General features: G+C 64.5%; 17 protein-coding genes. 7 read left to right on the plus strand and 10 right to left on the minus strand.

Annotated elements, in window-relative coordinates:
* Positions 1-19: 19 nt before the first annotated feature.
* Positions 20-487, plus strand: a complete 468-nt coding sequence (locus tag CSC94_RS12215) for a J domain-containing protein (protein WP_099306625.1) — start codon at positions 20-22, stop codon at positions 485-487.
* On the opposite strand, the gene CSC94_RS12220 is transcribed toward CSC94_RS12215, so the two are convergent.
* From CSC94_RS12220 to CSC94_RS12230, 3 genes are read right to left on the minus strand one after another with little or no spacing between them, the layout of a single operon-like run.
* Positions 488-832: a cupin domain-containing protein gene (locus CSC94_RS12220; RefSeq protein WP_099306626.1), complete on the minus strand. Its 345-nt coding sequence runs from the start codon at positions 830-832 to the stop codon at positions 488-490.
* Between the two features lie 30 nt (positions 833-862).
* Positions 863-1,567, minus strand: a complete 705-nt coding sequence (locus CSC94_RS12225) for an SDR family oxidoreductase (RefSeq protein ID WP_099306627.1) — start codon at positions 1,565-1,567, stop codon at positions 863-865.
* A 30-nt stretch (positions 1,568-1,597) separates the two neighbouring features.
* Complete coding sequence (locus CSC94_RS12230; protein WP_099306628.1) at positions 1,598-2,881, minus strand: O-acetylhomoserine aminocarboxypropyltransferase; 1,284 nt, start codon at positions 2,879-2,881, stop codon at positions 1,598-1,600.
* A 21-nt stretch (positions 2,882-2,902) separates the two neighbouring features.
* On the opposite strand from CSC94_RS12230, the gene CSC94_RS24220 reads away from it, so the two are divergent.
* On the plus strand, positions 2,903-3,355 hold the full coding sequence (locus tag CSC94_RS24220) for a hypothetical protein (RefSeq protein ID WP_133122880.1): 453 nt from the start codon (positions 2,903-2,905) through the stop codon (positions 3,353-3,355).
* A 29-nt stretch (positions 3,356-3,384) separates the two neighbouring features.
* Here the strand turns inward: CSC94_RS24220 and CSC94_RS12235 are convergent, their stop codons facing one another.
* The 5 genes from CSC94_RS12235 to CSC94_RS12255 all read right to left on the minus strand — a co-directional run bounded on the left by CSC94_RS12235 (position 3,385) and on the right by CSC94_RS12255 (position 6,672).
* Entirely contained in the window at positions 3,385-3,984 is a 600-nt protein-coding gene (locus CSC94_RS12235; protein ID WP_099306629.1) for a LysE family translocator, read from the minus strand.
* Between the two features lie 7 nt (positions 3,985-3,991).
* Positions 3,992-4,513, minus strand: coding sequence for a CoA-binding protein (locus CSC94_RS12240; RefSeq protein WP_099306630.1), 522 nt, complete (start codon positions 4,511-4,513; stop codon positions 3,992-3,994).
* 65 nt (positions 4,514-4,578) lie between these two features.
* Positions 4,579-5,010, minus strand: coding sequence for a VOC family protein (locus CSC94_RS12245; RefSeq protein ID WP_099306631.1), 432 nt, complete (start codon positions 5,008-5,010; stop codon positions 4,579-4,581).
* A 65-nt stretch (positions 5,011-5,075) separates the two neighbouring features.
* Positions 5,076-5,900 (minus strand): enoyl-CoA hydratase, encoded by an 825-nt coding sequence (locus CSC94_RS12250; RefSeq protein ID WP_099306700.1) that lies wholly within the window; start codon positions 5,898-5,900, stop codon positions 5,076-5,078.
* 184 nt (positions 5,901-6,084) lie between these two features.
* Positions 6,085-6,672, minus strand: coding sequence for a hypothetical protein (locus CSC94_RS12255; RefSeq protein WP_099306632.1), 588 nt, complete (start codon positions 6,670-6,672; stop codon positions 6,085-6,087).
* A gap of 145 nt (positions 6,673-6,817) precedes the next feature.
* On the opposite strand from CSC94_RS12255, the gene CSC94_RS12260 reads away from it, so the two are divergent.
* Together CSC94_RS12260 and CSC94_RS12265 are read left to right on the plus strand one after the other, a co-directional pair.
* A complete protein-coding gene (locus CSC94_RS12260; RefSeq protein WP_099306633.1) occupies positions 6,818-7,690 on the plus strand; it encodes a crotonase/enoyl-CoA hydratase family protein in 873 nt (290 codons plus the stop codon).
* 58 nt (positions 7,691-7,748) lie between these two features.
* Positions 7,749-8,189, plus strand: a complete 441-nt coding sequence (locus tag CSC94_RS12265) for a PaaI family thioesterase (protein ID WP_245408337.1) — start codon at positions 7,749-7,751, stop codon at positions 8,187-8,189.
* A gap of 22 nt (positions 8,190-8,211) precedes the next feature.
* Here the strand turns inward: CSC94_RS12265 and CSC94_RS12270 are convergent, their stop codons facing one another.
* Positions 8,212-9,096 (minus strand): LysR family transcriptional regulator, encoded by an 885-nt coding sequence (locus tag CSC94_RS12270; protein WP_099306634.1) that lies wholly within the window; start codon positions 9,094-9,096, stop codon positions 8,212-8,214.
* A gap of 93 nt (positions 9,097-9,189) precedes the next feature.
* Here CSC94_RS12270 and CSC94_RS12275 point away from each other — a divergent pair, with 93 nt between their 5' ends.
* The 3 genes from CSC94_RS12275 (at position 9,190) to rpsI (ending at position 11,143) form a co-directional block, all read left to right on the plus strand.
* Positions 9,190-9,888: a hypothetical protein gene (locus CSC94_RS12275; RefSeq protein WP_099306635.1), complete on the plus strand. Its 699-nt coding sequence runs from the start codon at positions 9,190-9,192 to the stop codon at positions 9,886-9,888.
* 305 nt (positions 9,889-10,193) lie between these two features.
* Positions 10,194-10,655: a 50S ribosomal protein L13 gene (gene rplM, locus CSC94_RS12280; protein WP_099306636.1), complete on the plus strand. Its 462-nt coding sequence runs from the start codon at positions 10,194-10,196 to the stop codon at positions 10,653-10,655.
* Positions 10,656-10,660: 5 nt separating this feature from the next.
* A complete protein-coding gene (rpsI, locus tag CSC94_RS12285; protein ID WP_099306637.1) occupies positions 10,661-11,143 on the plus strand; it encodes a 30S ribosomal protein S9 in 483 nt (160 codons plus the stop codon).
* A 568-nt stretch (positions 11,144-11,711) separates the two neighbouring features.
* On the opposite strand, the gene CSC94_RS12290 is transcribed toward rpsI, so the two are convergent.
* Complete coding sequence (locus CSC94_RS12290) at positions 11,712-12,812, minus strand: acyltransferase family protein (protein ID WP_099306638.1); 1,101 nt, start codon at positions 12,810-12,812, stop codon at positions 11,712-11,714.
* Positions 12,813-12,952: the final 140 nt, after the last annotated feature.

Genomic DNA, 12,952 nt, shown 5'->3' on the forward strand with positions numbered 1-12,952 from the left:
GAAACGCCGGGGGTAAGTCGTGTTTGGAAACAATCAGAAAATCTTCGACGTTGCTGTCGAACTGGTCGACGGCATGTCGCTGACGGGGAAGGTGGTGACCGCGGCGGGGTCCTCGCTGGAAGGCGTGCTGTCGCGCGAAACGCCGTTTCTCGATTTCACCGCCGCGGACGGACAACGGCAGTTCCTGGCCAAGCACCGCATTGCGGCCGTGACGCCGCTGGAACCGTTGCGCAAGCCGGAACTCAGGCCGGCCGATCCCGACCGGCTGGACTGTTTCGAGATGCTGGGGCTGACGCGCGGCGTTTCGCTGGACGATGCCCGCGAGGCATTTCACCGGTTGGCCAAACTCTACCATCCGGACCGGATATCCGGCATGGACCTGCCCGGCGAGGTGGTGCGCTACATGAACGAGATGTCGCGGCAGATCAACCTGGCCTTCCACGCGGTCAGGGCCGAGTACCAGTCGGGCCGGCGCGCGGCGCAATGATCACAGGCGGATCACGTAGTCCTTGCGTGTCGTTTCCAGCACTTCCCACGTCCCCCGGAAGCCGGGCCGCAGGATGAAGCTGTCGCCGGCCTCTACCCGCACGGCCTCGCCGCCCTCCTCCGCGATCACCGACACGCCTTCCAGGATGCGGCAATATTCCCATTCGTCGTAGGAAATGCGCCACGCGCCGGGCGTCGATTGCCAGATACCGCAGTAGAGGCCATCGCGCTCCTCGAGGTTCCAGGTGGTGTGGACCGGGTCCCCGGCGAGCACCTTTTCCGGATCCGGGCGGGAAACCTCGGGTTCGACGGACGGGACGACGGGACAAAAGTGCGGTTCTGGCATGACGGATCTCCGGAGGGTCGCCGCGGCAGCCTACCAGGGGATGGCAGCGCCGCGATGGTCATAGAGGCCGCCGGATTGCTCCGGCGTCAAGGCGTCGAGAACGGAAAGCAGGTCTTTCGCCGCCACTGCGGGCGGGCGCACGTCCAGACCTGCCTTGGCAAAAGGCTGCGACAGCAGGCTGTCGACCGTGCCCGGATGCAGGGCGACGCAGATGGCGTGCGGGTTGCGACGCGCCAGTTCAATGGACGCGGTGCGCACGAACTGGTTCAGCGCCGCCTTCGACGCGCGATAGGCATGCCAGCCTCCCAGACGGTTGTCGGAAATGGAGCCGACGCGGGCCGACAGCGTCGCAAAGGCGGATTTCCCGTCGCGCGGCAGCAGCGGCAGCATGTGCTTCATCAGGAGCCCGGGGCCGATGGCGTTGACAGCGAAGGCATGGGCCATATGCGCCGGGTCGACCTGACGCAGGGCCTTTTCGGGCATGAACCGGTCGTCGTGAAGGAAGCCGGTCGCATCAATGACGAGGCGCAGCGGCAGACCGGCTCCCGCCAACCAGGCCGCAGCGGCTGCGATCGAGGCTTCGTCGGTCAGGTCAATGCCGGGTGCCGAACGACGCGACAGCCGGATGACCCGCGAAAAACGGCCGGCCGCCTCCAGCCTGTCAGCAAGCGCTTTGCCGATCGCCCCCGTCGATCCGATCACGGCGGCCAGGCCGCCCGCAGGAAAGGTATCCATGCGAGCGACCTGGCGCCGGACCTCTCAAGGTCAAGCCTTGGCGAGCGCCTGCTCGATGTCGGCGATGATGTCGTCGGCATTCTCGATGCCGATGGACAGGCGGATGACGTCGTTGCCCGCACCGGCCGCCGCGCGCTGCTCATCGGAGAGCTGGCGGTGGGTGGTCGACGCCGGGTGGATGACAAGCGAACGCGTGTCGCCGATGTTGGCCAGGTGCGAGAGCATGTCGACGCCCTCGACGAAGCGGATACCCGCCTCGTAGCCGCCCTTGAGGCCGAAGGTGAAGACGGCGCCGGCGCCCTTGGGCGAATAGGACTTCTGCAGGGCGTGGTTCGGATCGTCGGCCAGGCCCGGATAGGAGACCCAGGCCACCTTGTCATGCTTCGTCAGCCAGGTGGCGACCTTCAGCGCGTTCTCGCAATGGCGATCCATCCGCAACGGCAGCGTCTCGATGCCCGTCAGGATCTGGAAGGCGTTGAAGGGCGAAATCGTCGGACCGAAATCGCGCAGGCCGAGGACGCGGCAGGCGATGGCGAAGGCGAAATTGCCGAAGGTCTCGTGCAGGACCATGCCGCCGTACTCGGGGCGCGGGCCGGACAGCATCGGGTACTTGCCGGAGGCCGACCAGTCGAAGGTGCCGCCATCGACGATGATGCCGCCCATGGAATTGCCGTGGCCGCCCATGAACTTGGTCAGCGAGTGGACGATGATGTCGGCGCCGTGCTCGAGCGGGCGGACGAGGTAAGGCGTCGCCATCGTGTTGTCGACGATGAGCGGCAGGCCGTGCTTGTGCGCCACCTCGGCGATCGCCGCAATGTCGGTGAAGGTGCCGCCGGGATTGGCAAGGCTCTCGATGAAGACCGCCTTGGTCTTGTCATCGATCTGCTTCTCGACGTCGGCGGGGTCCATGGCATCGGCCCAGCGCACTTCCCAACCGAAGTTCTTGAAGGAATGACCGAACTGGTTGATCGAGCCGCCGTAGAGGCGGCGCGCGGCGACGAAGTTCTCGCCCGGCTGCATGATGGTGTGGAAGACGAGAAGCTGGGCGGCATGGCCGGACGCCGTGGCCAGGGCCGCGGTACCGCCCTCCAGCGCGGCGACGCGCTCTTCCAGCACCGCCTGGGTGGGGTTCATGATGCGGGTGTAGATGTTGCCGAAAGCCTTCAGGCCGAACAGCGACGCGGCGTGGTCTGCGTCGTTGAAGACATAGGACGTGGTCTGGTAGATGGGCGTGGCGCGAGCGCCGGTCGCCGGGTCCGGCGCGGCGCCGGCATGAACGGCAAGGGTTTCGAAACCCGGTGTACGCTGAGACATGATCCCTCCCGAAAGGTACGATTGAAAACGCGTCGCAACCTTATCGGACAGAGTTGGCCCGAGGTCAAAGCCGATTGTGCGACCAGCCGCCCCCGGTACTGGAAGATCGTTCCATCGATCACACCCGGGACGCAAAAACGTTTCGGGAACCGCATCAGGACGAGGCGGCGGTTTCATATTCCTGTCATGCGCGGCACCTATGGTCCATGCAGCCGGATGCAGCAAGCCACGGATGAACTGGCAGCAGCGACCGGCACCTGGCCCGACGGATACGGGCCGGCGGGAAGCGGGGTCAGCCCCGCTTTTTTGCTTTTTTCGTCCCGGCCCTTGAAAAAGATGCCGCGCGTTAACATCTTGTTAACCAGACAGGCCGACACTGGCCTGACGATCTGCTGCGGCAAGTCACGGATGTACTGGCAGTCAGCGCAGATCGGCATCCGGATCCAAAATCCGGAGATCGGAAGCGGGGTTTGAAACAGCCCCGCTTTTTGTTTGCCCGGATTTCAGCCGAGCGACGGACGCGCAAGAGCGGCAATGGCGACGACCGCGAGCATGGCTGCGGCCATGCCGAAATTGATGACGCGATGGGTCCGGGGCGCGAGATCGAGCCGGTGCAACCAGGTGCCGGCGGTCAGCCAGAGTAGATGGACAGGAACCCAGAGCGCGTTGAGCAGCACCAGCTTGATGGCCGTTTCCATGGCGATGCTGCTGCCGGCAAAGGGAAAGCCCGTGAACAGCGCGGTGTTGACCACGTAGGCCTTCGGATTGACAAACTGCAGCAGGAAGCCGCCGATGAAACCCGGCGGCCGTTCGGAATGGATGAAGGCGATCCGCGATCCGGCGAAGGCGATCTTCGCGGCGAGGTAGAGCAGGTAGGTCGTGGAGACGGCGAAAAGGGCAAAGCGCAGCGCCGGATAGAGGTCCAGGAAGGCGGCCATGCCCGAGATGACGGCCAGGGCGACGATGTTGTTGCCCATGAAGAGGCCGGCGACATAGGCGAGGCCCGGGCGGAATCCATACCCGGCGCCGACGCCGGCCGTCGACAGCACGCCCGGTCCCGGCGTGATCAGCAGGAAGAAGACCGCCAGAAGAAATGCAGCCATGCGGCGCTCAGCCCTTGCGGATGCCGAAGCTCTGGAAGCCGGGCCGCAGCACCGGCCGGCGCGAGGAAATCTGGCCGGAATTGACGCCGTTCCAGCCGATCTCGCGGGCAAGGCGGGCATATTCGATCTTCGGACAGCGGTTCATCACCACCCGGATGCCGGCCTCTTCCAGCCGGGCAGCGCTTTCATCGTGACGCACGGTCAGTTGCATCCAGACCACTTTCGGCCGCCAGTCCAACGCCAGGATCTCGTCGGTGATGCCGGGCACGGCGGCCGAGGCGCGGAAGATATCGATCATGTCGACCGGCTCGGGCAGGTCGGCGAGCGTGGCATAGGTCATGGCCCGGTCGATGGTCTTGCCGGCATGGCCGGGATTGATGGCGTGGACCTCGTAGCCCTTGTCGATGAGATACTTGAGCACGAAGAAGGACGGGCGCACCTCGTTGGCCGAGGCGCCGACGATGGCGACCGACCTGACGTCGTTCAGGATGCCCTCGATGTAAGCGTCTTCATAGGTATCGTGGTTCATCGGATCCCTTCCGCTTGGCCTGCCCATCACCTGCACCGGCGCGGCCAAACCGTCAAGCCGTCGGATCAGCGCGGCAAGTGCATGAAGCCGTCGTCGCTGTTCGGCATGACCGGGTTGAAGGCCAGTTCCCACAGATGGCCGTCCGGGTCGGCGACATATCCGGAATAGCCGCCCCAGAACACCTTTTCCGGCGCCTTGACCGGGCTTGCGCCGCAATCGAGCGCGTGGGCGAAGGCAGCATCGACGTCGGCCTCGCTCATAAAGTTCTGTGCGATGGATACGCCGGAAAACCCGGGCGGGCTGTCGCTCACGCCGGCATCGGCGGCCAGGTCGGCGCGGCCGAAGAGCCCCAGCACCGTTCCGTCCATGCAAAAGAAGGTGACGCTGTCGTTGGAGACCGAGGATTTTTCAAAGCCGAGGCGCTCGTAGAAGGCGGTCGACGCGGCGACGTCGGAAACGCCGAGCGTGATCATGGTGATGCGGGGCGCGAAGGGCATGAGTTCCTCCTCGTTCTCAGGAACAAATAAGGAACATATGACCGTGGCACCTGGTGTGCAAGCGATTATTCGCCCTTCCACTCCGCTTCGCGCTTCTCGAAGAAGGCAGCGAGGCCCTCGTCGGAATCATGCGTCATGAAGCCGTCGACCATCACCCTGTTGGCATAGTCGTAGGCTTCCGAAAGGCGCATGTCGGCCTGCTCGTAGAAGGCCTGCTTGCCGCGCGCGATGGCCACCGGCGACTTGGACGCGATGGCGGCGGCGTATTTGTCCACTACCTGGTCGAGGTAATCGGCGGGCACGACGCGGTTGACGAGGCCAAAATCCCGCGCGGCCTGCGCATCGATCATCTCGCCGGTCAGCAGCATTTCCATGGCATGCTTGCGGCCTATGTTGCGCGACAGGGCCACCATGGGCGTGGAGCAGAAGCCGCCGAGGTTGACGCCCGGCGTGCAGAACGTGGACCGGTCGGAGGCGATCGCCAGGTCGCAGGAGGCGACGAGCTGACAGCCGGCCGCCGTGGCAATGCCATCGACCTTGGCGATGATGGGCTTGGGATGACGCACCACGGCCTTCATCATGGCCGAGCAGGCATGAAACAGGGTCTCGAGGAAAAGCCGGCCGCCGTCATCGTCGCTGGTGCGATGGGCCTTCATCTCCTTGAGGTCGTGGCCGGCGCAGAAAATCTTGCCGGACGCGGCGAGGACGATGACGTTGACGCCGCGGTCGAGGCGGGCCTCGTCCAGCGTGGCATGCAGTTTCGCGATCACGGTCGAGGACAGCGAATGGGCCGGCGGGTTGTCCAGCTCGATGGTCAGCACCTTGCCGGCGCGATGCGTGCGGATGAGTTCCGGGGCGGCCTTGGTCGCCTTTTGAGCCTGTGCCGTCATGTCGTCCTCCCGTTTCCGGTCCTTACCATAGAGCATTTCCGCCAAGCGCAAACGGCTCCAATGCTCTATCTCGTTGCTTTCCCGCAATTCCGGACGCGAAACCGGAAACCACTTTCGCTGGAATTGCTCTTCCCTTACCGCAATTCCGGACGCGAAACCGGAAGCCACTTTCGCTGGAATTGCTCTAGTTCGCGCCGAGCGCCGTTTCGAGACGTGCCAGGTAGGGACGCACGGCCTCCAGGTTCTCGTCCGTCGGCCGCATCCGGTCGATCTGGCCGCGCGCGTCCGCCAGGCTTGCCAGCAATTCCGCACGCACCTCGTCGTTGATATCGGTCATGGCGCGAATCTCCGCCTCGGCAGCATCCATGTCCTCGGCGTTGGGCGGATCGATGATCCACTGGCGGGCCATCATGACGGATTGCGCCGTCGCCAGCCAGTCCTGGAAGCCGGAAAAGCCGGCATCCCTGACCTTCTGCTCGAGCTTCGAGACGGCGGCCGCGTTCTCCGAAAGATAGATCAGCTCGTCCATGACAGTGTCAGGGTCGCCGGGTTCGTACTGCTCGTCAAGCTCGGTGAAAACCGCCGAGACGCGCGGCCAGGTCGCCAGAAAATGGTCGACGGAGGCACTGGTGAGGGGCACCTGGACGAATTCGCCCGGCTGCGCCTCGGAGACAGCCGCCATGGCCTCTTCCGCCGCCATGACGGGCGGGATGGCGGCCACGGCGCCGCCAAGGGCTGCAGCCACTGCAAGACCCAGAACAAATTTCCGCATAGATTGCCTCCCCTGGCGAAGCACACACCGATTGCGCGTCATCCGGGCAGAAGACTTACCGGGAGGAAGCCTGCTTGGAAAGCATGATTTTCGTGTTACCAATACGTCAACGGAAGCGGCGGACAGGCTGCCGGAGGGAGGGACGATGGCGAAGGTCGTGTATGAAAAGGATGGCCGGATCGGGCGGATCACACTCAACCGGCCGGAGGTGCTCAATGCGATCGACGACGAGCTGCCGCGCGAGCTGGCGGCCTGCGTCGAGGAGGCCAACGGCGACCCGCAGGTTCACGTGATCGTGCTGTCGGGCGCCGGCCGGGCGTTCTGCGCCGGTTACGACCTGACCTATTACGCGGAGGCTGCGGCGGGCGACGGCAATGCCGTGACCCAGGAAATGCCCTGGGACCCGATGAAGGACTACGCCTTCATGATGCGCAACACGGAGCTGTTCATGAGCCTGTGGCGCAGCTACAAGCCGGTGATCTGCAAGGTGCACGGCTTTGCCGTCGCGGGCGGCTCCGACATCGCGCTGTGTTCCGACATGATCGTGATGGCCGAGGACGCGGAGATCGGCTACATGCCGGTCCGCGTCTGGGGTTGCCCGACGACCGCCATGTGGGTCTACCGGCTGGGTCCGGAAAGGGCCAAGCACATGCTGTTCACCGGCGACAGGATTTCCGGCAGGGAAGCGGAACGGATGGGCCTCGTGCTGAAGGCCGTTCCCGCCGAGGCGCTGGATGCGGAGGTGGACCGGCTGGCCGAGCGCATGGCCACGGTTCCGGTCAACCAGCTGATGATGCAGAAGCTCGTCGTCAACCAGGCGATCGAGGCGATGGGGCTGAAGCAGACGCAGATGCTTGCCACCGTGTTCGACGGCATCACGCGCCATTCGCCGGAAGGGCTCAACTTCAAGCACCGCGCCGAGCAGACCGGCTGGAAGCAGGCGGTGCGCGAGCGCGACCTCGGCACGTTCGACTGGACTGAGAACCGCCCGATCAATCCCCGCGGCGGATCGGAGTGATCGAACCGGCCCCGCGGCCTTCCCCAGCCCGATTTCCCACCAGCAAGCAAAGACGCCGATGACCAAGCACTCCCTTGCGCCCGTGATGGACGCCGACGAACTCAACGCCTTCATGAAGGAGGTCTACCCGCAGCTCAACGACAGCTTCAATGCCTACGAGGTCACCGAGATCGGCCCCGGCACGGCACAGGTGCGGCTGAACGCGGACGACCGCCACCTGAGGCCCGGCAACACGGTCTCCGGCCCTGCCCTGTTCACGCTCGCCGACATCGGCGGCTATGCCTGCGTGCTGTCGCACATCGGGCGCGAGGCCCTGGCGGTGACGACCAATCTCAACATCAATTTCATGCGCAAGGCCGACGCCGGGCCCGTCGATGGCCTGTGCCGCATCCTCAAGCTCGGCCGCAGCCTCATGGTCTACGACATCGAAATGGTATCGGCCGGACACGTGGTGGCCCATGCGACGGGAACCTATTCGATACCGCCCAGGAAGGGTTGAGGAACCGGCTTCCCGATTGCGGTCAGACCGTCGCGAGTGATGCGACCAGATGGTCCACGAAGGCGCGGGCATTGGACAACGCCGTTCGCCTTTCCGTGTAGAGCGCGTGGACACCAACATCGGGCACACCCCACTCCGGGAGTACGACGGCCAGATCGCCATCGCGGACCGCCTCGCGGATCGTGAATTCCGGCAACAGCGCGTAGCCCTTTCCGTCGGCGAGCATCGAGCGGATGAGAGCGGCGTTGTTGACGACGATCTGGCGCTCCGGATCGAGCCGCGCCACGGCACCGGCATTGCCGTGCAGTTCGACGCCTGAGGGGGTGTTCGGCGAGCGTATCCAGACCAGCTTTTCAAGGTCGTCCAGCGTGTGAATGCCGCGCGCCGCGGCCGGAGCGCAGCAGATAACGCCGCGCGTGGCGAAGAGGCGGCGCGCGCGCCTGGCATCGTCGCCCGGATCACCGATCCGGATCGCGAGATCAACCTGTGCGGCGACGGGATCGACCGAGCGGTCGTCGAGGTCGATTTCCAGCCGAAGTGCCGGATGGTCGGCCGCGAACTGCGTCACCAGGCGCGCGAAGGCCGGACTGGCAAGCACTGTGGGCGCCGAGACGCGCAACTGGCCTGACAGGCGCCTTCGCCGGTCGCGCACGATCTCCATGCCGTCGGCAAATGCGTCTGCCATGGTGCGGGCAAAGGGCAGAAACGCCTCGCCATCGGCGGTGAGCGCGATACGGCGCGTGGAGCGGAAGAGAAGCTGTCGTCCGAGGCGCTCCTCCAGCTCCGAAACCATCTGGCTGACATAGGGCGGCGACAGGTTGAGGCGGTCAGCCGCCGCGCGGAAGCTGCCAAGATCGACAACGGTGGCGAAGGCAACTGTCGGCCGCAGAAGGTCGAGATCATTCATTGGTATTTGCAACTGGTTCGTTTGATAGATCGTAAATAGTCATATTCGTCGATCTCCTGCAACTTCGGTTCATCACCAACACGGGAGTGAACCATGCTGAAGACCCTGGCCCTTTCTGTCGCCGTCCTGCTGACGGCCGGTGTCGCCAACGCACAGGAGACGAAAATGACCGACCCGATCTACGAGATTGCCATTCAGGAGGTGAAGCCCGGCATGGACGCCGAATGGGCCGAGCGACGTGCCGCGTTTCTTAAGCTTCTCGGCAAGCGTGAGGGCAATGAGAAGGACTGGACCCTCAAGGCCTTCTTCACCTTTCCAGAGCCTGGGCCAAACCCGGTCTATGTCGGGCTGACGCGCTGGTCGCGCATGGCAGATTTTGGCGCATCCGCAGAAGCGCTGATGCCAACCGAAGAGGCAAAGCGTTTCTTCGAGACCGTCAACATGCAGGCCTTCGTCCAGGTTTCGCCGGCCGATGGCAAGGCCTTCGTACTCGAAGACCACATCAATGCGCCGGGCCAGGTGCTCGAAGTCGCCGTGCGCACGCCGAAAGCGGGCCATGAAGGTGAGTTCGATGCAGCGCGAGCCGGCTTCTTCGGGCGTGTTGCGGAACAGCCGGGCTACATCTTCGATCGCGAGTTCGTGACCGCGGACGGGCAACGCGTCGTCCTGATTGGCTGGAACAGTCAGGCCGAGTTCATGACGGCTCTTGGCAAGCTCTCAAAGATGCCGGAGATGGGCGCCTTCTTCGGGATCATCGACGCCAGCGCCTATCAGGCAGCCATCGTCGAGTAATTTCGGGCCAGCAGGATGACCGGAGCGCCGACCAGACCCGGCACTCCGGCAATCAAACCTGTTGTTTTGCGCGGTATCCAGATACCGTATTTTCAAGCCATTAATTTCATTGACTTTTCTCGCGCACCTCCGGAAAAAGCGCGCTTGACGCCCCACTCCGCTTCCCCTATAAGCCCGTTCAACTGCGGTCCGGGGTCCGGGCCGCCGTTTGTTTTGGTGCAGCGCGCACCGGAACGAAAGCAACAAGAATCGCCGCCGGCACGGGTACAAGGCCCGCCAAGGCGGACCAGTTGAGAGACACCACGATGAAAACCTTTTCGCAGAAGCCGGCGGAAGTGGAAAAGAAGTGGATCCTGATCGACGCCGAAGGGCTCGTTCTCGGCCGCCTCGCCTCCATCGTCGCCAACCGCCTGCGCGGCAAGCACAAGGCCACCTTCACCCCGCATGTCGATGACGGCGACAACGTCATCATCGTCAACGCCGAGAAGGTGAAGCTGACCGGCAAGAAGTACACCGACAAGATGTACTACTGGCACACCGGCCATCCCGGCGGCATCAAGGAGCGCAACGCGCGCCAGATCATCGAAGGCCGCTTCCCGGAGCGCGTCATCGAGAAGGCCGTCGAGCGCATGATCCCGCGCGGTCCGCTGGGCCGTCGCCAGATGAAGAACCTGCGCGTCTATGCCGGCACTTCCCATCCCCACGAGGCACAGCAGCCCGTCGCGCTCGACGTGGCCGCCATGTCTTCCAAGAACACGAAGGGCTGATTTCCATGGCCGAACTGAATTCGCTTGAAGAACTGGGTGAAGCCACCGGCGTCGTGACCGAAGAGGCCTCCGCCCCGGTTCACGTCCAGAAGCTCGACGCCCAGGGCCGCGCCTATGCCACCGGCAAGCGCAAGGACGCGATCGCCCGCGTCTGGGTCAAGCCCGGCTCCGGCAAGATCACCGTCAACGACAAGACCTACGAAGAGTATTTCGCTCGCCCGGTCCTGCAGATGGTGCTTCGTCAGCCGATCGTCGCGGCTGCCCGCGACGGCCAGTACGACATCATCGCCACCGTCAAGGGCGGCGGCCTGTCCGGCCAGGCCGGCGCGGTGCGTCACGGCATTTCCAAGGCCCTGACCCATTACGAGCCGGAACTGCGCGGCGTGCTGAAGAAGGGCGGCTTCCTGACCCGCGACAGCCGCGTCGTCGAGCGCAAGAAGTACGGCCGGGCCAAGGCTCGCCGCTCCTTCCAGTTCTCGAAGCGCTAAGCCGCACGGCAAGGCCTTCTTTCACGGATCGAAAAGCCCGGGCGTCACCGCCCGAGCTTTTTGTTTTTGTGCCCGTCACCGGTACCGGTTTCGTCCGTCCGGCCGGCTCCAGCCCCGCTGTACTGGCGCATGCCCGCTCTCAACCCGGTCGCACCGACCCCCTCCCTGCCTGGTCCTGCACAATTCAGGACGCGAAACCGGGGACCACGTTCGCCGGAATTCACTTCGCCCCATCGCGCAATTCCGGACGCGAAACCGGGGACCACGTTCGCTGGAATTGCCTTCGCCCAACGCGCAATTCCGGACGCGAAACCGGGGACCACTTTCGCTGGAATTCACTTCGCCTATCGCGCAATTCCGGACGCGAAACCGGGGACCACTTTCGCTGGAATTCACTTCGCCTATCGCGCAATTCCGGGCGCGAAACCGGGGACCACTTTCGCTGGAATTCACTTCGCCCAACGCGCAATTCCGGACGCGAAACCGGGGTCCATTTTCGCTGGAATTGCCTTCGCCCCATCGCGCAATTCCGGACGCGAAACCGGGGACCACTTTCGCTGGATTTGCTTTAGCGCGCCACGGAACGCCCGAAACGCCGCATCACCGGCATTTCGACGCCGCGAAAGAGCAGGAAGCTGCCGAGCGCGATCAGCGGGGCGGTCAGAAGGAAGACCGCAAGGGGTGGCGCCGATGACAGGCCGAGCGCCGGCAGAACGAGCTTGACGCCCGCCTGGATGACATAGACGTGCAGCAGGTAGGTCGAATAGGACCAGTCGCCGAGGCGGCCGAGCCATCCGATGCGGGCCGTGAAGCCGTGTACGCCGCCGGCAACGATCAGCGCGGCCGGGACGCCCCAGACGAGAAAACGCCATGCCTCCGGCTCGCTGCGGATCTGCAGGGCGAACAGCAGTGCACCCGACAGGATGGCGAGCCACGCAACGCCGGCGCTGAAGCGGGACGGCCGGCGCCGGAAGATCGTGTTGTAGAGGAAGATGCCCATGGCGAATTCCAGCACGATCGGGTCGGTGTAGAAGCGCAGCACGGTGCCCGGATTGTCGACGACCTGGCCCAGCAGGACCAGAAAAACCAGGAAGGCCATCAGGCCGAAAAGCCGGTTGTCGCCGCCCCAGCGGACAAAGATGAAAACGAGCAGGTAGAACGCCATCTCGTAGTTCAGCGTCCAGCCAAGCGCCAGGATGGGCTGGGCGCCGCCGGATGCCTCGCTGCCGGGCAGGAACAGGACGGAACAAAGCAGGCGCAGCGGATCGGCGGTGGCGCTGTAGAGCAGATGCGGCTCCACCAGCGCGATCACGAACAGCGCCAGCGTCATGAGGTAATAGAGCGGCGCGATCCGGAACCAGCGGCGCAGGAGGAAGCGGCGGTCCATGGTCTCGCCGCGATCGACCACCATGGTCATCAGGAATCCGGAGAGAACGAAGAAGATGTCCACGCCGATGGCGCCGGCTGCGAAGACCGGCGCGGTGCCGGTTTCGCGGGCGAGCGAGGCATAGACGTGGTAGAGGACGACGAGCCAGGCGGCGATGGCGCGCAGGTACTGGATCGAGTCCAGCATGGGCGCCTGGCGACCGGTCAACCGGGCCTGCGACCAGCGCGGCTTGGCGCCGACGGGCTGGTGTATCCTGTCCGGTATCAGGCCCTGTTGTCCCATTCGCAAACCCGCCTTGCCGCGCGGCGTCCCGTTTCCGGACGGAACCGCGCCGTTTCCATGACTTGACCTCTCTTCAGCAAGTCCGATGCCAAGGACGCGGTGACGGAACGATTTGGCCGCAGCCCCTTTTCAGACCCGCG

Origin of the sequence: Zhengella mangrovi (assembly GCF_002727065.1) — a bacterium.
Taxonomy (GTDB): domain Bacteria; phylum Pseudomonadota; class Alphaproteobacteria; order Rhizobiales; family Rhizobiaceae; genus Zhengella; species Zhengella mangrovi.